Here is an 18594-nt window from a genome sequence, read left to right as displayed (position 1 = left end):
CGCCCTCGTCAGGTGATCTTCCAGAGGGTCAGCGTGGTGACGTAGTCGGGCATGTCCGGGGAGAGGCCGCCTCCCGAGTGGGGCTGGACGTCGGTGATCCGCAGCATCGCCAGGTTGCGTTCGCTGGTGACGGTGCACAGGACCGTGCCCTTGGCGAGCGTCCCGCCCGTCTTCAGCTCCTTCGCGGGGAGCGCGACCGGCAGGGTGTCGGTGTCGACCCCGGCCCTGCACGCCTCGGGAGTGGTGCCGCCGCTCCTGCCCATGGGGGTGAGGAAGCGCAGGTCCGCGTCTCCCCAGGCCTGGTAGGTGAGTTCCATGCCGGCGACCTGGCCGATCTTGCCGCCGGGGAACAGTTTCGGTGCGTCCAGGTCGACGTGCGTGCCCGTGCTGGAGGCGGGTCCGCGCAGGGTGAAGGGCTTGTCCTCGAAGAGGAGGGTGTACGTGGGCTGCTTGGACGTGGCGGTGGCCGTGGCGGTGGCCGTGGACTGAGGGGCGGCCGGGGCTGCGGCGGCCGTCCGCCCGCCGCCCGACGGGGAGCCGCCGGTGGCGGCCGTACCACCATCGGGGCGTACGAGCGCCCAGGTCACCAGCGCGGTGAGGGCCACGGCGAGGACTCCCCCGCCGGCCAGCAGCGCGGGACGGACGGACCGTGCGGGTGGCGCCGGGGGCGGTGCGGTGGGCAGCGGCGGGTGGGCGGGGCCGGGAGGCGGCGTGGAAGGCCTCGGCGGGGCCGTCACCGTGGGCTGCGCGGACCGGTAGGCACCGGCGTCGGGTTCCGTGGGGGTGGCGCCCGGGACCTGGGCGGGCTCCGGGGGGTGTGCGGCGTCCGCCTCCCGGCGGGCGATCCGGTCCATGAGCGGGGCCGGCAGCCAGCCGTCGAACGCGCGCAGCGGCCTGCCCGCCGCCCGTTCGCACAGCTCCGCCAGTTCGGCGGTGGTGATGCGCTGCGCCGGGTCGGCGGTCAGGGTGCGTTCCAGCAGGCTCCGCAGCGGCTCCGGGTAGCCGCTCAGATCGGGAGCCGCCCGCTCGGTGTTGGCGATCCGCACGGCGAGGGTGGTGGCGCCGCCCTCGCCGTAGGGGTGTCGCCCGGTCGCCGCGACGGCCGCGATCAGGCCGAGCGAGAACACGTCGGCGGCCGCGGTGACGGGCTCGCCCAGGGCCTGTTCGGGCGACATGTACTGCGGGGTGCCGACCACGCCGCCGCTGCGGGTCAGCTGGGTGGTGTCGGCCGCCCGCGCGATGCCGAAGTCGATGACGTACGGACCGGTCGAGCCGAGCAGGATGTTGGCGGGCTTGAGGTCGCGGTGGACGACCTCCGCCGCGTGGATGGCGCCCAGGGCCCGGGCGGTGCAGCCGACCAACTGGTGGACGGCGGCCGGGGGGAGCGGCCCGTGCTCGGTGAGCGCGTCGGCGAGCGAGAGCCCGGGCACGAACTCCGAGGCGATCCAGGGGAGCGGCCCGGTCGTGTCGTGGTCGACGACCGGCACCAGGTGGTAGCCCTGCACCCGGCGGGCCGCGCGGACCTCCTGCTCGAAGCGGCGCCGGAAGTCCGGATCCTCTCCGTACTCGCGGCGGATCACCTTGAAGGCCACGGGCTGGCCGCCGCGCGTGTGCGAGAGGTACACGGTTCCCATGCCTCCCTCGCCGATCCGGGCCAGCAGCCGGTAGCCGGCCGTCTCCCGCGGGTCGAGGGGGCCGAGCGGGGTGAGTATGTCGTCGTTGCCGTTGATCACCGCGCCAGCCTAAGCCTTGTGATGGGTCGTCAATCGCCTTGAGCAGGACTTTCCTTGCCGAGGGCGGCGGCGCGGGCCAGCAGCAGGTCCCGTTCGCGGGCGTTGCGGGTGAGGGCGGCCGCCCTCTCGAACTCGGCGCGGGCCTCAGGGCCGCGCCCGAGCCGCTCCAGCAGGTCCCCGCGCACGCTCGGCAGCAGGTGGTAGGAGCGCAGTGCGGGCTCCCGGGCGAGGGCGTCCACGAGGGGCAGGGCCGCGGCGGGGCCTTCGGCCATGGAGACGGCGACCGCCCGGTTCAGCTCGACCACCGGGGAGGGCAGCAGTTCCGCGAGGCGTGCGTAGAGGGCGGCGATGGTCCGCCAGTCGGTGTCCTCGTAGCGCACGGCGGCCGCGTGGCAGCCGGCGATGGCGGCCTGGAGGGCGTAGGGGCCGCTGCCGGCCCGGTGCAGGGACGCGACGCCGCGCCGGATGAGCAGCCTGTTCCACCGGGCCCGGTTCTGGTCGGCGAGCAGGACGGGCTCGCCGTCGGGGCCGGTGCGGGCGGCCGTGCGGGAGGCCTGGAACTCCAGGAGGGCCGCGAGGCCGTGGACCTCGGGCTCGTCGGGCATCAGGGCGGCCAGGACGCGGGCCAGGCGCAGGCCGTCCTCGCAGAGGGCGGGGCGCAGCAGGTCGTCGCCGGCGGTGGCCGAGTAGCCCTCGTTGAAGACGAGGTAGACGACTTCCAGCACGGAGGCCAGGCGCTGTGCGCGGTCGGCTCCGCGGGGGACCTCGAAGGGCACCCCGGCCCTGGCGAGGGTCCGCTTGGCCCGGACGACGCGCTGGGCGACGGTGGGTTCGGAGGTGAGGAAGGCGCGGGCGATCTCCTGGGTGGTGAGTCCGGCCACCAGGCGCAGGGTGAGGGCGGTGCGCGCGTCGGTGCCGAGCACCGGATGGCAGGCGGTGAAGACCAGGCGCAGCAGGTCGTCGTCGATGTCGTCGGGTTCGGCGGGTTCGGGCGGCGGTGGTACGTCCTCCAGGGCCCGGCCGACCTCGGCGAGCTTGCGCGCGTAGGTCTCCCTGCGGCGGACGAGGTCGACGGCCCGGTGCTTGGCCGTGGCCATGAGCCAGGCGGCGGGCCGGTCGGGGATCCCGTCGCGCGGCCACTGTTCGAGGGCGGCGACCAGGGCGTCCTGTGCGATCTCCTCGGCGATCCCGACGTCGCGCACGATGCGGGTGACGCCGGCGATGATCCGCGCGGACTCGATCCTGAACACCGTTTCGACCGCCCGGGCCGCGCTCACCGCCGTCACGGCCACCCATCAGAGCAGCCGTGGCGGGGCGTGGCAAACGCGGCGCCCGGGCGGGCCGCTACTGGGTCACATCTCCTGTACCTGGCGGACCTCGGCGCCGACGGTCCATTGCGCCGGGTGGGTCTCCAGGAACCGCTTGGTCCATTCCAGGGCCTCGGCCTTGTCCTTGCACTGGAGGAAGGCGTATCCGCCGACGACTTCCTTGGTCTCGGTGAAGGGGCCGTCGGTGAAGCTGGTCTTCCCGCCCGACCAGGTGACCCGGGTGCCTTCGGAGGTGGGAAGGAGACCGGCGGTGTCGAGCATGACGCCGGCCTTGGTGATCTCCTCCATCAGGGCGCCCATGCGCTCCTCGAAGTCGGCGGGGAAGGGGGTTTCGGGGGTGAGTTCCCGCTCGTCGATGCGGATCAGCGTCAGGAAGCGCGGCATGGTGACTCCTCGGTCGTGAGGGCGGGGGCCCTTCCCCCGCCTCTCACCCGTGCGTCGAACGGGGGACGCCCGGATCGACAGCCCTCGGGAGAATTCTTCGGAGATCGCGCGGAACCGGCCACCGGGAGCCTCGCCGGCGCATCCGATCGGGCGTCGGCGCACCGGCCGGCGCATCCGATCGGGCCCCGGTGGCCGAAGAGGGGGCAGAGCCCCCGGGCACACGTCGGCGGTCCGGGGGCTCGCCGGCGTCCGTTCGGGCGCTACCTGCTGTCCCCGGCCCAGTCCCAGCGGCCGGGGTCCGAGGTCCGGCGGCGGTAGTGGGCGCGGCCGCCCGCCCCGTAGCGGCCTATCTCGGTCGGCAGCCGCGCCTCCTGCGCGAGCCGGTCGGCGCTCCAGCCGGTGACGTCGAGGAGGAGCCCGTCGAGGGGGCCGCCCACGAGTTCGCCGTAGGCACGGCCGGGGCGGGGGCCCGGGTCGGGGTCTTCGTGGTCGGCGCCGTAGACGCGGCGGCGCGGCATCCTGTGGTCCATGGGCAAAGCTTCACAGCCGCCACTGACAGCGGGTCCGGGCGGCTCACCGGGCACCGCATAGGCTGGCGGCCACGCCGTACGCGAACCGAGGAGCACCGCCCATGGCCAGTCGGGTACACCGGCCGCTGGAGGACCAGGAATTCGACTTCATCGCCGGGATGGCGCCGGGGCCGGTGCTGGCGTACTTCACCGGCACCTGGCCCAAGGCCCTGGAGGCCTGCCGGGAGCTGGACTCCCTCGTGGCGGAGGTGGCCCGGGGCCCGGAGTACGGCGGTCGGTTCACCGCCGTGCGCGCCGACATCACCCGCTGTCCCGCGACGGTGCGGCGCTACGGGGTGGCGGGTGCCCCGACGGTGGTGCTGGTGCGGTCCGGCGAGGCGGTGGCGACGCACGCGGGGCCGATGGGGCGGGCGGAGCTGCGGGCCTTCCTGGACGCGCACCTGTAGGCCGTGTCGTGCCCGTAGGCCGTGTCGTGCCCGCCGGGCCGGGCCGGTTCCGCGCGGCCCGGCGGGTGAACCCGGGCAGGCTGGCCGGAAGTGGCATAGGTGGGATAGGTGCCTCAGGCATGTAATGGAGTCCGGCGAGACGGAACCATCGCGTGCGAGGTGTTGCTTTCCATGTCCGAAGCCGTTGCCTTCCCCCAGGACCGAACCTGTCCCTACCACCCGCCGGCCGCCTACCAGCCGTTGCGGGCGGGCCGGCCGCTCTCCCGGGTCACCCTCTTCGACGGCCGCTCCGTGTGGGTGGTCACCGGCCACGCCGAGGCGCGGGCCCTGCTCTCGGACGGCCGGCTGTCGACCGACCGCACCAACGACGCCTTCCCCACCCCCACCGCCCGGTTCAAGGGGCTGCGGAACCGCCGGACGGCCCTCCTCGGGGTGGACGACCCCGAGCACAACGCCCAGCGGCGGATGCTGATCCCGAGCTTCTCGGTCAAGCGGACGGCCGCCCTGCGCCCCCGGATCCAGGAGACCGTGGACCGGCTGATCGACGCGATGGAGGCCCGGGGTCCGGGGGCCGAGCTGGTGGGCGACTTCGCGCTGCCGGTGCCGTCCATGGTGATCTGCGCCCTGCTCGGGGTCCCGTACGAGGACCACGACTTCTTCGAGGAGCAGTCGCGGCGGCTGCTGCGCGGCCCCTCGGCCGCCGACGTGGAGGACGCCCGGGAACGGCTGGAGGCCTATCTGGAGGCCCTGATCCGGCGCAAGAGCACCGAACCGGGCGACGGGCTGCTGGACGAGCTGGTCGCGACCCGGCTGGCGGCCGGCGAGACCGACGTGGAGGAGCTCGTGTCGCTGGCCGCGATCCTGCTGATCGCGGGGCACGAGACCACGGCGAACATGATCTCGCTGGGCACCTTCACCCTGCTGCGGCACCCGGAGCAGCTGGCGGAGCTGCGGTCCGACCCCTCGCTGATGCCGGAGGCGGTGGAGGAGCTGATGCGCTACCTGTCCATCGCGGACGGGATGCTGCGGGTGGCCACGCGGGAGATCGAGGTGGGTGGGGTGACCATCCAGCCCGACGACGGGGTGGTGTTCTCCACCTCGGTCATCAACCGTGACGAGGCGGTGTTCGCCGACCCCGACGCCCTCGACTGGCACCGGCCGGCCCGCCACCACCTGGCGTTCGGTTTCGGCATCCACCAGTGCCTGGGCCAGAACCTGGCGCGCGCCGAGATGGAGATCGCCCTCGGGACGCTGTTCGAGCGGCTGCCGGGCCTGCGCCTGGCAGCGGACCCGGACCGGATCCCGTTCAAGCCCGGCGACACCATCCAGGGCATGCTCGAACTGCCCGTGACGTGGTGAGCGGCGTGCGGATCTCAGTGGACCGGGACGTGTGCATCGGCGCCGGCCAGTGCGTGATGACGGCGCCGGGGGTGTTCACCCAGGACGACGACGGTTTCGGCGAGGTGCTCGGGGGCCGCGAGGACGGCCACGGCAGCCCGCTGGTCCGGGAGGCCGCGCGCGCCTGCCCGGTGTCGGCGATCACCGTGCGGGAAGCCGGGGAGGCCGCCCAGGCCCCGGCGGACTGAGCGGGTGCCCGCGGCGCACGGGAGCCCCCGCCGGACGACCGGCGGGGGCTCCGGCGACGGGCACCTCGAGGCGGCCGGCGCTACTGGCGGACGACGTTCTCCGCCTGCGGGCCCTTCGGCCCCTGGGTGACGTCGTACGAGACCTGGTCGTTCTCCTCCAGGGACTTGAAGCCCGTCCCCTGGATGGCGGAGAAGTGCACGAACACGTCGGGGCCGCCGTCGTCCTGCGAGATGAAGCCGAACCCCTTCTCCGAGTTGAACCACTTCACGGTGCCAGTTGCCATCGGTACTGATCCTTCTCAACGTTCCGCTCGGGCCGCACGCTCGCGGCCGTCTCGATACTTCCCACCCGCCCCGCGCGCCACACGCCGATGCGGCCAACCGGGGCGGCGGCCCGGTCAGGCACCGCCGTCCCCGGCGGGCAGCGGGGCGGCGGAAGGACCGCCGACGGCGGGACGGGCCGCGGACGCGGCCGCCGCGCGGCGCGGGCCGCCCGCCCGGCAGCCCAGGCAGTCGGCGTGTCCCGTCCGGGCCGCGGTGTCCCGGACGCGCCAGTGCCACTGCTCGCGCGGGCGGGGGCCGCTGGGCTTGCCCCAGCCGGCCAGATGCAGCAGCCAGGTGACGAGTCCGGCGGCCGCGACCAGGCCGAGGCCCAGCCAGATGCCCGGGGTCCAGGCCGCGCACAGCGCGGCCCCCGCTCCGGCGGAGCCCAGCAGGGCCAAGGCGGTCCCGGTCCAGCCGGCCACCGTGTGGCCGAGGTCGACGTCGCCGTGGGCGCTCATGATTCCCCTTCGTCGGGCAGGCGGCAGTACGCTCGGAGCAGGATCATTTATCTCACGAGCTAAGTAACTTAGATACTAAGGAGAGTGTCGGTGCACGGCAAGCCCCGCCCCCCGGCCACGGCCGGGGAGGCGATCGCGCGCATGGACCAGTACGTGGCCCTCGGCCTCGTGGGCCAGCAGGAGGTGGCCCAGCTCCTCGGGATCAACGTCACCGACCTGACCTGCCTCGCCCACATCCTCGCCGCCTGCGACAAGCCCCTCTCGGCCGGCGACCTCGCCGGGCTGGTGAACCTCACCACCGGCGCCGTCACCGGCGTGCTCAACCGGCTGGAGAAGGCCGGGTACGCCCGCCGGCAGCCCGATCCCGCCGACCGCCGGCGGGTACGGGTGGTGGCCGACCCCGAGGCCGCCGCCCGGGTCATCGCCACCTACCAGCCCTTCTACGACCGGCTCGGCGCCGTGTTCGCCGAGTACACCCCCGACGAGATCGCCGTGATCGCCGACTGGTTCGGCCGGGCGACGGTCGAGATGCGGGCCCACCTCGCCCGGGTCCGCTCCGGTGAGCTCGACCCCAGGCCCGGCCGGTGACCGGCTGGTAAAATGGCCGGGAAACTTGAGGCGCGGGGCGCCGTCGCCCGGTGCGGACGCGTACGACGAGCCGGGGACCGTACCGAGGGGTGCGGTCCCCGGCTCGTCGCCGTTCCCCCCACGGCCCCCGCCGCCTCACTCACCTCACGGAAGGTCCTGCATGAAGAACCCGTCAGCTCACGGGCGTTTCGGCATCAAGGCCGGGGCGAAGGCGGGCTCCAAGCCGGGAGCCAAGGGCGCCAGGGGAGCCGGGGCCGGCAAGACCCCCCGCACCCTCGGTCCGCAGGGCGAGTTCGCCATGCCCCGGACCACCACCCCGGCCCTGCCCCCGGTGGCCTCGTTCGACGAACTCGGCCTGCCCGCTGAGCTGGTGAGGACCCTGGCCGAGCAGGAGGTGCGGGAGCCCTTCCCGATCCAGGCGGCCACCCTGCCCAACTCCCTCGCGGGACGCGACGTCCTCGGCCGCGGCCGCACCGGCTCCGGCAAGACCCTCGCCTTCGGCCTGGCCCTGCTGGCCCGCACGGCGGGGCACAAGGCCGACCCCAAGCGGCCGCTCGCCCTGGTCCTCGTACCGACGCGCGAGCTGGCACAGCAGGTGACCGAGGCGCTGGCCCCGTACGCCGAGGCGCTGAAGCTGCGCATGGCCACCGTCGTGGGCGGGCTCTCCATCGGCCGCCAGACCGGCGCGCTGCGCACCGGCGCCGAGGTCGTGGTCGCCACGCCCGGCCGCCTCAGCGACCTGGTCGGACGGCGTGACGTGCACCTGGAGCGGGTGCGGATCACGGTGCTGGACGAGGCCGACCAGATGTGCGACATGGGCTTCATGCCGCAGGTGACGGAGATCCTGGACCAGGTGCACCACGCCGGGCAGCGGATGCTGTTCTCGGCCACCCTCGACCGCAACGTCGACCAGCTGGTGCGCCGGTACCTGAAGGACCCGGTCTCGCACTCCGTGGACCCGCAGTCGGCGTCGGTCGGCACGATGGACCACCACGTGCTGCACATCCACGCGGCGGACAAGGTGTCGGCGGCGACCGAGATCGCGGCCCGCGAGGGCCGGGTGATCCTGTTCCTGGACACCAAGCACGGCGTGGACCAGTTCGTGAAGCACCTGCGGGCCATGGGCGTACGGGCGGAGGGGCTGCACAGCGGCAAGTCCCAGCCGCAGCGCACCAAGACCCTCGGCCAGTTCAAGGACGGCCTGCTCACGGTCCTGGTCGCGACCAACGTCGCCGCCCGCGGCATCCACATCGACGACCTCGACCTGGTGGTCAACGTGGACCCGCCGGCCGACAGCAAGGACTACCTGCACCGGGGCGGCCGCACCGCCCGGGCCGGCGAGTCCGGCAAGGTGGTCACCCTGGTCACCCCGGGCCAGCGGCGCGACATGGTGCGCCTGATGGCCGACGCCAAGATCCGGCCCACCATCACCCAGGTGCGCTCCGGGGAGGCGGCGCTGAGCCGGATCACCGGCGCGAGGAAGCCCTCCGGGGTCCCGCTGTCCGGGGCCCTGCCGACCGACGCGAAGGGCCGCCCGAGCGGCACGGAGCTCGGCTTCCGGGGCATCGGCACCCGGCCGGGCCGGACGGGGGGCAAGGAGTCCCGCAAGACCATCGAGGCACGCCAGGCCGCCGAGGCCCGCCGCGCGGCCCGGGTCCGCAAGGGCCTCTGAGGCCCCGGTACGGATGTCCGGCGGGGTTCCCGCCGGACACCGGGCCACGGCCGGCCCGGGTCAGGCCCGGGCGCGCCGCCGCCGGGCCACGATGGCGCGGGTGACCACCGGCGGGAGCAGGTCCTTGGCCAGCCTGCGCCAGCGCACGCCCGGACGGGGCGCGGGCTTGGGGGCGGCGGGGGCGGGGGCGGGCTCGGGGGCCGGCGGGTGCAGCAGCTTCGGCGCGGGCGGCGCCGAGACGCCCTCGTCGCCGATGCGCACCAGCGGCTTGCCGTGGACGACGTCCACGCCGTGCCACAGGTCGGTGCGGCCCTCCAGCCAGGTGCGCAGCGCCTCCTGCCAGGGCTCCGGGTCGCCCCAGGTCGCGTACAGCTTCGAGGCGGACACGGCGATCGGGTGGAGGTCCCCGGTGGCCACGGCGGCCCAGACGGCGGCGGCGACGCCGGGGCAGTGGGCGGAACGGTAGTCGTCGAAGACGACCACGGCGTCGGGGGTGGCGACGATCCGCGAGGAGGCTATGTCCTGGACCACGTGCTCGTGCAGGTGGGAGGCGTCGACGTGGACGAAGCGGCAGCTGGCGGCGCGCACCTTGTCGGCCACGACGGAGGTCGGGGCCTGGATGATCGTCGGCAGCGCCTCGTGGAAGGCCAGGTAGTTCGTCTCGAACCCGCGGCGGGTGAGGGTGGGGTACGAGCCCTGCACCTCCTGGACGTTGGAGTCGTCGGGGGCCGGCGAGTCGAACAGGTCGCAGACCGTGAACGCCTCCCCCTCGCGGAGGTACCCGGCCAGGAAGATCGCGCTCTTGCCCATGAAGGCACCCAGTTCCAGGATGTCGCCCGCCACCGGCTCGGCCTCGTTCTGGCGGGTCAGGAACCAGTCGAAGAGGACCTGGTCATACGCCGAGAACCAGCCCTCCACCTCGCCGAACGCCTTGGGCGCGGGAGGCGCGGGCGGTTCGGGCGACCCGGCGTCGGGGGTGCTGACGGGGGCCTGCGAAACGTGCGACACAGAGAGTCATCCTCCAGCGGAACGGCATCGGTCCAACTCTGAATACCCGGCAGGGTACGCAGACCCTAAACCCCCGAACAGGGTTATGGCGAGAACTCGTTGCCGTGATCGTTCCGCTCAGGCGGTGGCGCGCCGGTCCAGCCTGCGGGCCGCGGCGTTGCGTACCCGCCGGGTGCGCCCGGAGGCGGCCAGCAGGGCCAGCGCCTCGTCCGGTGCCGGGGACCGTGCCGCGGTGCCCTGGCACCAGTCGGAGGCTGCGGCCAGTTCGGCCCGCGACCACTCGGCGCCCGCCTCGACGGCCTTCAGCAGGGTCCACTCGCGCAGCCGCCGGTCCGGGAAGGCGTGGCCGTCGAGTACGCGGTGCAGGGCGCGGGCCCAGTCCTGGAACCCGGCGCCGGGCCGCAGCCGTACCGCGCGGCGGTCCAGGTGGGTCACCACCGCGCTCTGCGCCATCACCGGGTCGCGGTCGCGCAGCACCTCGGCCACCACCGCGGCCTCGCCCGCCACGCCGGCCGCCCCGGCGGCGGCGAGCCGGTCGAGGTGGCGGGCGTACCGCCACCGGTCGGTGGCGAGGGCCTGCTCCGGCGGCCGGGCCGCCGCCGTGGCCGTGGCCGCCGGGCCGGCCGCCGGGCCGGCCGACGGCTCGCGGCGTATCTGGTGTCCTGGGCTACCCATGGCCCCTATTCCACACGACCGCCCCGCACGGGCCCGGAGCGGGGGTGGGGTGGCCTCAGTGGGTCAGCTCGGTGCCGGTCTGCTCGAAGTAGAAGGACTTGATGAAGCAGTCGCGGGGCTGCCCGATGGCGAAGAAGACGCAGTCCACCAGGGACTGGGCGGTGAGCGGGTCCTGCGCGGTGCGCGGGGCGTCCTGCCAGGCGGGCGACAGCGGATCGTGGTTGGCGAAGTCCGGGGGGTACAGGGAGATCACGCGGACGCCCCGGCCGCGCAGCCGGCGGGAGAGGCTCTCGGTGAAGCCGGCCTGGGCGCTCTTGGCCGCGTAGAAGGCGTCGTGGGCGTCGGAGCGGTGCTTCCCGGGCTGGCCGCAGCCGGAGACCATGGTCACGATGTCCGGCTTCGCGGACTTCGGCAGCAGCGGGAGGAAGGCCTTGGTCGCCAGCACGGTGCCGGTGGCCCCGGAGGCGAGGGTGTCCACGATGTCCTCGTCTGAGGCGGAGAGCAGGTCCGTGCCGTGCTGGTAGCGGGAGCCGTTGTTGACCAGGACGTCGACGTGGTCCGTGCGGGCGGCGACCGCCCCGGCGAAGGCGCGTACGGAGGCCGGGTCCGTGAGGTCGCAGGCGTGGGCGTGGACCGGGGCGGGGTCGTGGCCCTGGGCGATGATCTCCTCGCGGACCCGCCGGGCGGCTTCCCCGCTGCGGGCGGAGAGGTGGACCTCGGCGCCCCGGGCGGCGAAGCCGAGGGCGAGGGTCCGGCCGAAGTCGCGCCCGGCGGCGGTGATGACGACGCGGTGGTGTTCTAGGGCCATGCCCGTCAGGCCTCCTGGCGGTGTGGTCGATAGACGCGAACCCCGCAGACGATCAAGAAACTCCGGTCGGCGGACCCGTCCGGGGCGGCCGGCCAGGCATGGCGGGGCCGTCCCCGCCGCCCTATGCTGAAAAAGGATCTCCGCGCCCGCGGGCCGCCGCCCCCTTCCGGGGCCGTCGTGAGGGGCCGGTCCCCATGGATCTCAACACCGTCACCGAAGTCGTCCGCCGCCCGTGCGTCCAGCCGGGCCGGGAATGGCGCGAAGGCGACGCCTGGCTCGCCGGAGGCACCTGGCTGTACTCCGTCGAGCAGCCCCACCTGCGGCGCCTGATCGACCTGACGGCCCTGCCCTGGGAGCACCTCGTCCCCGACGACGCGGGCCTGGAGATCGGCGCGACCTGCACCGTCCGCGACCTGTACGCGTTCCGGCCGCCGCCCGAGTGGACCGCGGGGGCCCTGATCCCGACGGCCTGCGAGGCCTTCCTGTCCTCCTTCAAGATCTGGAACGCCGCCACCGTCGGCGGCAACATCTGCATGTCCCTCCCGGCCGGCCCGATGATCACGCTCACGGTCGCCCTGGAGGCCCGGTACGAGCTGTGGGCGGCCGACGGGTCGGTGCGCACCGTCGACGCCCTCGACTTCGTGACCGGGAACAACCGCAACGTCCTCGCCCCCGGGGAACTGCTGCGCCGGATCGACGTCCCGGCGCACGCCCTCGGGAAGCGGGCCGCGCACCGCCGCTTCAGCCTGACCCGGCTGGGCCGCTCGACGGTGTTCCTGATCGGTACGCACGCCCCCGGGACGGACAACCTGCTGCTCACCGTGACCGCCGGCACCACCCGGCCCGTGCGGTTCGCCTTCGACCACATGCCGGATGCCCCGACCCTGCGGCAGAGCATCGACGCCGTCCCGGCCGACGTCTGGTTCGCCGACCCCAACGGAACCCCCGACCACCGCATGCACCTGACACGGCACTTCGCCGAAGAGATCCGGCGCGAACTGCTCACCGGGAGCCCGGCATGACGTACCTCGTCAACGGCAGGGAGTTCGGGCAGGAGCCGGCTCCCGGCCAGTGCCTGCGCACCTTCCTCCGCTCCCTCGGCCACTTCGGCGTCAAGAAGGGCTGCGACGCCGGTGACTGCGGGGCCTGCACGGTCTGGCTGGACGGGGTCCCCGTGCACAGCTGCGTCACCCCCGCCTTCCGCGCGGACGGCCGGGCGGTGACCACCATCGAGGGGCTCGGCTCACCGGGCGACCTGCACCCGGTGCAGCGGCGGTTCCGCGACGCCCCGGGCTTCCAGTGCGGCTTCTGCACCGCCGGGATGATCATGACCGCGGCCGCCTTGACCGAGGCCCAGAAGGCCGACCTCCCCCGGGCGCTGAAGGGCAACCTGTGCCGCTGCACCGGCTACCGGGCCGTCGAGGACGCGGTGAAGGGCGTCGCGCACGTGGAGACGGCCGCGCCGGGCCGGGCGGTGGGGACGAGCGTCGGCGCCCCGGCGGCGGAGGACGTGGTGACCGGGCGCGCCGAGTTCACGATGGACACCCGGGTGGAGGGCCTGCTGCACCTCAAGGTGCTGCACTCACCGCACGCCCACGCCCGGATCGTCTCGGTCGACAAGGCCGCCGCGCTCGCGGTCCCCGGCGTGGTCCGCGTCTACTCCTGGGAGGACGTTCCCCGCAGGCGCTTCACCACGGCGATCCACACCGACCACCTCGTCGATCCGGACGACACGTACGTCCTCGACGACACCGTCCGCTTCGTCGGCCAGCGCGTCGTGGCCGTCCTGGCCGAGACCCCCGCGGCGGCGGAGGAGGGCTGCCGCCGGGTGGCCGTGGAGTACGAGGTGCTGCCGGCCGTGTTCGACCCCGAGGAGGCCATGGCCGACGGGGCGCCCCGGCTGCACGGCTCGCAGGACCCCTTCGTCCGCGACAGCGTCCACAACCTGCTGCTGGAGATCCATGCGCACGTCGGCGACGTCGACGCCGGGTTCGCGGCGGCCGACGTCGTCCACGAGGGCACGTACTCCTCCCCGCGCGTGCAGCACGCCCACCTGGAGACCCACGGTTCCCTCGCGTGGGTGGAGGACGGCCGGCTGGTCGTCCGCACCAGCTCCCAGTCCCCCTCCATCGCGAAGGTCAAACTGGAGTACCTGTTCGCGCTGCGCCCCGACCGGGTGCGGGTGTTCTGCGCGCGCGTGGGCGGCGGGTTCGGCGGCAAGCAGGAGGTCATCACGGAGGACCTGGCGGCGCTGGCCGCGCTCGACACCGGACGTCCCGTCTGTTTCGAGTTCACGCGCGAGGAGGAGTTCACCACCGCCTCGCCGCGCCACCCGATGAAGCTGACGGTGCGGCTGGGCGCGAAGGCCGACGGCACGCTGACCGCCTTCCAGGTGCGGAACGTGTCCAACACCGGTGCGTACGGCAACCACGGCGGCGAGACCCTCTACGCGGGCGGCGCCGCCGTCATGACGTACCGCTGCCCCAACAAGAAGTACGACGCCTACTCCGTCTACACCAACACCGTTCCCAGCGGGGCGCTGCGCGGCTACGGGATGACCCAGCCGGCCTTCGCCGTGGAGTCGGCGATGGACGAGCTGGCGCTGGCCCTGCACATGGACCCGCTGGAGCTGCGGCGCCGCAACATCGTGCGGCCCGGCGACCCGCTCGTCGCGCTGCACGACGGCCCCGACGACGTGATGTTCAACGAGGACGGGCTCGGCAAGTGCCTCGACCTGGTGGCCGGCGCCCTGGCCCGTACGGCCGGCGGGCCCGCTCCGGGACCCGGGTGGCTCGTCGGGACGGGGGTGGCGAGTTCGCTGCACGAGACGGCACCCCCGACCGAGCACATCTGCGAGGCCTGGATCACCCTCGGTGAGGACCTGGTGTACGAACTGGCCGTCGGGACGGTGGAGTTCGGGGAGGGGACCTCCACCGCGCACGTCCAGATCGCGGCCGGCCAGCTGGGCACGACGCCGTCGCGGATCCGCCTGGTGCAGTCCGACACCGACCGCACCGGTTTCGACACCGGCGCCTTCGCCAGTGCCGGCCTGTTCGTCGCGGGCAACGCCGTCCTGCGGGCGGCGAACGCGGTGCGCGACCGGATCCTGGAGTTCGCCGCCGCGCACACCGGCGTCCACGTGGTGATGTGCACGATGGAGGACGACCACGTCGTCTGCGGCGACGACCGCGTCCCGCTGGCCGAACTCGTCACCCTGGCCCGCGCGCGCGGCATCCGCTTCACGGCGGCCCGCAAGGCGTACGGCTCGCCGCGCAGCGTCACCTCCAATACGCAGGGGTTCCGCATCGCCGTGCACCCGGTGACCGGTGAGATCCGGATCCTGTACAGCGTGCAGGCGGCCGACGCCGGGGTGCTGATCAACCCCGAGCAGGTCCGGGGCCAGGTCGACGGCGGAGTCACGCAGGGGATCGGATTCGCGCTGACGGAGAACTACATGGTCGACGCGGACGGCGCCATGGCCAACCCGAACCTGCGCAACTACCGCATCCCCGCGTACGCCGACGCCCCGCGCACCGAGGTGCTCTTCGTGGGCTCGGCGGACTCGGTCGGGCCCCTGCACTCGAAGGGCATGGCGGAGTGCTGCATCAATCCGGTGGCGCCTGCCCTGGCGAACGCCCTGCGCGACGCCACCGGGGTGCGCTTCCGTGACCTGCCCCTGACCCCGGAACGGATCTACGGCCGGCTGGGTGAGAGCAGTCCGGCGCCGACGGGTCCGGGACGATGAGCACCGGCGCGCCGGCGGACGCCTCGGCGACGGTGATCATCGGCCGGAAGGTGCTGCCCGGGAAGGAGCGGGAGTACGAGCAGTGGCAGCACCGGGTCAACACGGCCGCGGCGGACTACCCCGGCTACCTCGGCGCCGAGGTCTCCCCGCCGACGGCGCTCCAGCCCGACTGGGTGATCGTCTACCGGTTCGACTCCATCGCCCACCTCCAGGCGTGGATGAACGGGGCGACCCGGCAGCGGCTCCTGGACACCGGCGAGAAGTACTTCGACGGCCCCGCGACCCAGCAGGTCATCAGCGGCGGCTCGCAGCCGACCGACCCGCTGGTGACCGTCGTCGTCACCCACCGCGTCCCTGCGGACCGGGTCGAGGAGTTCCTCGCCTGGCAGCGCCGCATGAGCCACGAGGAGAGCAAGTTCGAGGGCTACCGGGGCACCGAGGTCTTCCGGCCGGTCGAGGGCCTCCAGGAGGACTGGACCACCCTGTACCGCTACGACAACGCCGAGCACCTCGACGCCTGGCTGACCTCGGCGAAGCGACAGGAGGTCCTCGCCGAGGGCCGGAGGTTCGACGACTTCGGGCTGCGCACCATCGACAACTCCTTCGGCAGCTGGTTCGCCTTCGCGGAGAACGGCAGGGAGGCGCCGCCGCCGTCGGAGACGAAGACCGCCGTCGCCGTATGGGTCGGCCTGTACCCGACCGTGGTGCTGCTGACGCTCGCCCTGCACCCGCTGGGGATGCCGCTGTGGCTCGGACTGCTGGTGGGCAACCTCCTGTCGAGCTTCATCATGACCTTCTTCACCATGCCCCGGTACGTGAACCCGCTGCTGCGGCGGTGGCTGCGGCCCCCGGCGAACGAGCCCCCGGCCCGGACCAACCTCCGCGGCGCCGTGACCGTCGTGGCGGTCATGGTGTTCTGGGTGATCGTGTTCTACCTGGTGACGACCCGGTTCTGGTCACTGCCCTGAACGGGGGCCGGGCCCCGGTTCGGGCAGCGGCGCGCCGGTCTCCAGCAGGGTCTTGATGCTGGAGACGAGCATCGGCCAGGCGCCGGAGCACATCCGCTGGAGGGTGCCGCCCGGGGTGAACCCCTCGTGGCGGACGGTGAGCCGGGCGAGGGTGTCCCCCACCGGCTCGATCTCGTACGTCACCCTCGTGCGCGGCTCGCCCGCCAGCTCGGCCCGCAGCTCCTCGGCGATCCCGGCGGAGGCCGCCCACTGGGGGCTGAAGGTGTGCCAGGTGTAGGAGAGCCGGCGGTCCGGGACGCAGTCGAGCACCACCTGCTCGGGATCGTGGGTGCGGGCGCCGCGTTCGACCCAGTCCATCGTGGAGCCCACCGCCCAGTCCGTCTCGAAGGTCAGGCCCCAGTAGCGGCGGGTGTACGCCGGGTCGGTGAGGGCCTGCCAGACGCGGGCGGGGTCGGCCTGGATGTACGCGGTGTAGTCGATCACGCTGTCGGTCATGGCCCCATGCTGCGGGACCGGCCGCCGCGCGTCCGGCATTGGCGGGCGCACGGGGCGGCCCGTGGCCTCACCAGCGCAGCCCCTCCTCGGGGAGCTCCACGGGCGGGGTGCGCGGCGGGGCGGGCAGGCCGAGCTGGACGCGGGCGGCGTGCACGGCGGCGAGCTCGTCCCGCCCGGCCGGGCCCCAGTCGCTGAGCTCCCGCACCTGCTCGGGGGTGGCCAGCAGCCGGGCGTACGCGGGGTCCGCGGCCGGGGACACCGAGGTGAGCCGGGCCGCCGTGCGGGCCAGGGCGCCGCGGTCGGCGTAGCGGTAGCCGAGCGGCAGCGCCGCGGTGACGGGCTCGGCCCGGGGGCCGGGCAGCCGCACGGCGCCGGTGGCGCGGGCCACGTGCAGCAGCACCCGCCCGTCGGGGGCGAAGAGCCAGCCGCGGTGGTCGCGTACGGGCAGGTGGGCGGGGACGGGGCCGGGGTGCCAGGCGCCGTGCTGCGGGGTGCGCCGGCTGCGCAGGACCCCGAGGCGGTCCAGGGCGGTGGGGGTGGTGGGGCGGCCGTCCTCCAGCAGGGCCGGTCCGCAGCCGTTGATCCGGGCGCGGAGGGCGGACAGGGCGCGGCGGGCGTCGCCGGGCTCCATCAGGGCGGGCAGGTCGGCGGGCTCGGCGAAGTCGATGCCGGTGATCTCCTGGGCGGGCAGGCGGACGGACCGGATGCGCTCGGGGGTCCAGGTGCCGCCGTCGTAGACGTGCAGGATCTCGCCGGGGAAGCGCATCTCGGGCGGGATCCCGGGCACGTCCGCGGGGATCCAGTCGACGGCCAGCCCGCGGGGGTAGTGGCCGTCGACGCCGAGCTCCTCGCGCATCTCGCGGGCCGCGGCCGCCGAGGGCGCCTCCCCGGCGTCCACGGCGCCGCCGGGGAGCAGCCGGTCGGGGCGGTAGTCGACGGTCTGGACGAGGACCCGGCCGTCGGGGTCGGTGACGAGGACGGTCGCTCCGGTCCAGAGGGCGGCGCGCGAGGCCCCGTACTCCGCCGGGGTCATCCAGGTGCCCGCCCGTCCGGGGTCGTCGGTCAGCTGCGGCATCGGTACTCCGTTCACCGTGGGTGGACCAGCCGCCTGTGCAACAGCGGGCCGGGCCGCCGGGTTACGGCGGTTCCCCCCGGCGCGGAGCGATCTTCTTTACCAGCCCTATACCTCTTTACGGCCGGATTATGTCGATCTCGCTAGCGTCCGTGCTGCGGACCTGCGGTGTGAAAGCGGCCGGTCCGACCACGTACGCTCACCCGTCCGTGTGAGCGGGCGCGACCGCGGGCGCCCGCTTGCGGCAGGGTGGGCGGATGCCGTCGCGCCGGACCCTGCAGCCGTCCCTGTCCCTGCTGATCGCCGTGCTGGTGGGGGCCACCGGCTGCGTGACCGTCCGGGCGCCGGACCCGGCACCCGGGCCCGCGCCGGACCGGACCGTGTGGGCGCCCCGGCAGCCGGTGGCGGAGGGCCTGCCGCTGGGACCCGCCCCGGATCCGGTGGAGGCGCCCGCGCCGACCGTCGAGGCGGCCGCACCCGCGGCCCCGGCCCCGGCGCCGCCCGCCGGGGCGCCGCACCGGCCCGCGCCGCGGACCGACGACCGCCCGCCGCGCCGCGCCGCCCCCGGCCGGCCCGCCCGGCCGGCGCACCGCACCCCCGCTCCCAGGCCCCGCAAGCGGCAGCCCCCACGCACCGCACCCCGTCCCGCGCCGCCGCAGCGGCAACAGCAGCAGTACGACATGAGCGGGCTGTGCGAGGCCGCCCACGGGGTGGTGGACCCGGCCATCGTGGCCATGTGCCGGTAGCGGCCGGGGTAAATGGGGTGGATGCGCC

20 protein-coding genes are annotated in these 18594 nt (G+C 74.3%); 9 read left to right on the top strand and 11 right to left on the bottom strand.

What is annotated here, in order from left to right:
- Nucleotides 1–8: 8 nt before the first annotated feature.
- The 4 genes from ABD973_RS30640 to ABD973_RS30625 all read right to left on the bottom strand — a co-directional run bounded on the left by ABD973_RS30640 (nucleotide 9) and on the right by ABD973_RS30625 (nucleotide 3975).
- A complete protein-coding gene (locus tag ABD973_RS30640; RefSeq protein ID WP_241253120.1) occupies nucleotides 9–1733 on the bottom strand; it encodes a serine/threonine-protein kinase in 1725 nt (574 codons plus the stop codon).
- A 29-nt stretch (nucleotides 1734–1762) separates the two neighbouring features.
- Nucleotides 1763–3010 (bottom strand): RNA polymerase sigma factor, encoded by a 1248-nt coding sequence (locus ABD973_RS30635; protein ID WP_125823845.1) that lies wholly within the window; start codon nucleotides 3008–3010, stop codon nucleotides 1763–1765.
- A 75-nt stretch (nucleotides 3011–3085) separates the two neighbouring features.
- Nucleotides 3086–3445 (bottom strand): YciI family protein, encoded by a 360-nt coding sequence (locus ABD973_RS30630; protein WP_125820095.1) that lies wholly within the window; start codon nucleotides 3443–3445, stop codon nucleotides 3086–3088.
- 260 nt (nucleotides 3446–3705) lie between these two features.
- On the bottom strand, nucleotides 3706–3975 hold the full coding sequence (locus ABD973_RS30625; protein ID WP_345503392.1) for a hypothetical protein: 270 nt from the start codon (nucleotides 3973–3975) through the stop codon (nucleotides 3706–3708).
- A gap of 101 nt (nucleotides 3976–4076) precedes the next feature.
- On the opposite strand from ABD973_RS30625, the gene ABD973_RS30620 reads away from it, so the two are divergent.
- The 3 genes from ABD973_RS30620 to ABD973_RS30610 all read left to right on the top strand — a co-directional run bounded on the left by ABD973_RS30620 (nucleotide 4077) and on the right by ABD973_RS30610 (nucleotide 6007).
- Nucleotides 4077–4421, top strand: coding sequence for a thioredoxin family protein (locus ABD973_RS30620; RefSeq protein WP_125820097.1), 345 nt, complete (start codon nucleotides 4077–4079; stop codon nucleotides 4419–4421).
- A 171-nt stretch (nucleotides 4422–4592) separates the two neighbouring features.
- Nucleotides 4593–5780 (top strand): cytochrome P450, encoded by a 1188-nt coding sequence (locus tag ABD973_RS30615; RefSeq protein ID WP_345503390.1) that lies wholly within the window; start codon nucleotides 4593–4595, stop codon nucleotides 5778–5780.
- A 5-nt stretch (nucleotides 5781–5785) separates the two neighbouring features.
- Entirely contained in the window at nucleotides 5786–6007 is a 222-nt protein-coding gene (locus tag ABD973_RS30610) for a ferredoxin (RefSeq protein WP_125820099.1), read from the top strand.
- 80 nt (nucleotides 6008–6087) lie between these two features.
- Here ABD973_RS30610 and ABD973_RS30605 read toward each other — a convergent pair whose 3' ends face one another.
- On the bottom strand, nucleotides 6088–6291 hold the full coding sequence (locus tag ABD973_RS30605) for a cold-shock protein (RefSeq protein WP_125598495.1): 204 nt from the start codon (nucleotides 6289–6291) through the stop codon (nucleotides 6088–6090).
- A 114-nt stretch (nucleotides 6292–6405) separates the two neighbouring features.
- On the bottom strand, nucleotides 6406–6789 hold the full coding sequence (locus ABD973_RS30600; protein ID WP_345503386.1) for an HGxxPAAW family protein: 384 nt from the start codon (nucleotides 6787–6789) through the stop codon (nucleotides 6406–6408).
- A 90-nt stretch (nucleotides 6790–6879) separates the two neighbouring features.
- On the opposite strand from ABD973_RS30600, the gene ABD973_RS30595 reads away from it, so the two are divergent.
- Both ABD973_RS30595 and ABD973_RS30590 read left to right on the top strand, forming a co-directional pair.
- Nucleotides 6880–7377, top strand: coding sequence for a MarR family winged helix-turn-helix transcriptional regulator (locus ABD973_RS30595; protein ID WP_125598489.1), 498 nt, complete (start codon nucleotides 6880–6882; stop codon nucleotides 7375–7377).
- A 160-nt stretch (nucleotides 7378–7537) separates the two neighbouring features.
- A complete protein-coding gene (locus tag ABD973_RS30590; protein WP_125820100.1) occupies nucleotides 7538–9049 on the top strand; it encodes a DEAD/DEAH box helicase in 1512 nt (503 codons plus the stop codon).
- A gap of 60 nt (nucleotides 9050–9109) precedes the next feature.
- Here ABD973_RS30590 and ABD973_RS30585 read toward each other — a convergent pair whose 3' ends face one another.
- The 3 genes from ABD973_RS30585 to ABD973_RS30575 form a co-directional block, all read right to left on the bottom strand.
- The gene (locus tag ABD973_RS30585) at nucleotides 9110–9967 is read right to left on the bottom strand and encodes a class I SAM-dependent methyltransferase (RefSeq protein WP_125823846.1); all 858 of its coding nucleotides are present in this window, start codon (nucleotides 9965–9967) and stop codon (nucleotides 9110–9112) included.
- Nucleotides 9968–10174: 207 nt separating this feature from the next.
- Nucleotides 10175–10732: a hypothetical protein gene (locus ABD973_RS30580; RefSeq protein WP_125820101.1), complete on the bottom strand. Its 558-nt coding sequence runs from the start codon at nucleotides 10730–10732 to the stop codon at nucleotides 10175–10177.
- 55 nt (nucleotides 10733–10787) lie between these two features.
- Nucleotides 10788–11540 carry an SDR family oxidoreductase gene (locus ABD973_RS30575; protein ID WP_345503383.1) on the bottom strand — a complete coding sequence of 251 codons (753 nt, stop codon included), beginning with the start codon at nucleotides 11538–11540 and terminating at the stop codon, nucleotides 10788–10790.
- A gap of 194 nt (nucleotides 11541–11734) precedes the next feature.
- Here ABD973_RS30575 and ABD973_RS30570 point away from each other — a divergent pair, with 194 nt between their 5' ends.
- From ABD973_RS30570 to ABD973_RS30560, 3 genes are read left to right on the top strand one after another with little or no spacing between them, the layout of a single operon-like run.
- Complete coding sequence (locus ABD973_RS30570) at nucleotides 11735–12562, top strand: FAD binding domain-containing protein (RefSeq protein ID WP_125820103.1); 828 nt, start codon at nucleotides 11735–11737, stop codon at nucleotides 12560–12562.
- On the top strand, nucleotides 12559–15285 hold the full coding sequence (locus tag ABD973_RS30565) for a molybdopterin-dependent oxidoreductase (protein WP_345503381.1): 2727 nt from the start codon (nucleotides 12559–12561) through the stop codon (nucleotides 15283–15285). Before ABD973_RS30570 ends, ABD973_RS30565 begins: the two co-directional genes overlap by 4 nt.
- Complete coding sequence (locus tag ABD973_RS30560) at nucleotides 15282–16253, top strand: antibiotic biosynthesis monooxygenase (RefSeq protein ID WP_125820105.1); 972 nt, start codon at nucleotides 15282–15284, stop codon at nucleotides 16251–16253. Before ABD973_RS30565 ends, ABD973_RS30560 begins: the two co-directional genes overlap by 4 nt.
- Here the strand turns inward: ABD973_RS30560 and ABD973_RS30555 are convergent.
- The gene (locus ABD973_RS30555) at nucleotides 16242–16748 is read right to left on the bottom strand and encodes an SRPBCC family protein (protein ID WP_241253121.1); all 507 of its coding nucleotides are present in this window, start codon (nucleotides 16746–16748) and stop codon (nucleotides 16242–16244) included. The two genes, ABD973_RS30560 and ABD973_RS30555, sit on opposite strands and share 12 nt — an antisense overlap.
- 67 nt (nucleotides 16749–16815) lie before the next feature.
- Nucleotides 16816–17823, bottom strand: a complete 1008-nt coding sequence (locus ABD973_RS30550; protein ID WP_241253122.1) for an NUDIX domain-containing protein — start codon at nucleotides 17821–17823, stop codon at nucleotides 16816–16818.
- Between the two features lie 254 nt (nucleotides 17824–18077).
- Between ABD973_RS30550 and ABD973_RS30545 the strand changes: the two genes are divergently transcribed.
- Complete coding sequence (locus ABD973_RS30545; RefSeq protein ID WP_206436474.1) at nucleotides 18078–18566, top strand: hypothetical protein; 489 nt, start codon at nucleotides 18078–18080, stop codon at nucleotides 18564–18566.
- Nucleotides 18567–18594: the final 28 nt, after the last annotated feature.

This window comes from Streptomyces racemochromogenes (genome assembly GCF_039535215.1).
Lineage (GTDB): Bacteria > Actinomycetota > Actinomycetes > Streptomycetales > Streptomycetaceae > Streptomyces > Streptomyces racemochromogenes.
This window is presented reverse-complemented; position numbering and strand designations above follow the sequence as displayed.

Coding starts and splice junctions, on each gene's coding strand:
- ABD973_RS30550 (WP_241253122.1), bottom strand. CDS start 17,823: ATGCCGCAGCTGACCGACGACCCCGGACGGGCGGGCACCTGGATGACC.
- ABD973_RS30545 (WP_206436474.1), top strand. CDS start 18,078: ATGCCGTCGCGCCGGACCCTGCAGCCGTCCCTGTCCCTGCTGATCGCC.
- ABD973_RS30630 (WP_125820095.1), bottom strand. CDS start 3,445: ATGCCGCGCTTCCTGACGCTGATCCGCATCGACGAGCGGGAACTCACC.
- ABD973_RS30560 (WP_125820105.1), top strand. CDS start 15,282: ATGAGCACCGGCGCGCCGGCGGACGCCTCGGCGACGGTGATCATCGGC.
- ABD973_RS30600 (WP_345503386.1), bottom strand. CDS start 6,789: ATGAGCGCCCACGGCGACGTCGACCTCGGCCACACGGTGGCCGGCTGG.
- ABD973_RS30620 (WP_125820097.1), top strand. CDS start 4,077: ATGGCCAGTCGGGTACACCGGCCGCTGGAGGACCAGGAATTCGACTTC.
- ABD973_RS30615 (WP_345503390.1), top strand. CDS start 4,593: ATGTCCGAAGCCGTTGCCTTCCCCCAGGACCGAACCTGTCCCTACCAC.
- ABD973_RS30580 (WP_125820101.1), bottom strand. CDS start 10,732: ATGGGTAGCCCAGGACACCAGATACGCCGCGAGCCGTCGGCCGGCCCG.
- ABD973_RS30575 (WP_345503383.1), bottom strand. CDS start 11,540: ATGGCCCTAGAACACCACCGCGTCGTCATCACCGCCGCCGGGCGCGAC.
- ABD973_RS30605 (WP_125598495.1), bottom strand. CDS start 6,291: ATGGCAACTGGCACCGTGAAGTGGTTCAACTCGGAGAAGGGGTTCGGC.
- ABD973_RS30555 (WP_241253121.1), bottom strand. CDS start 16,748: ATGACCGACAGCGTGATCGACTACACCGCGTACATCCAGGCCGACCCC.
- ABD973_RS30625 (WP_345503392.1), bottom strand. CDS start 3,975: ATGGACCACAGGATGCCGCGCCGCCGCGTCTACGGCGCCGACCACGAA.
- ABD973_RS30570 (WP_125820103.1), top strand. CDS start 11,735: ATGGATCTCAACACCGTCACCGAAGTCGTCCGCCGCCCGTGCGTCCAG.
- ABD973_RS30565 (WP_345503381.1), top strand. CDS start 12,559: ATGACGTACCTCGTCAACGGCAGGGAGTTCGGGCAGGAGCCGGCTCCC.
- ABD973_RS30590 (WP_125820100.1), top strand. CDS start 7,538: ATGAAGAACCCGTCAGCTCACGGGCGTTTCGGCATCAAGGCCGGGGCG.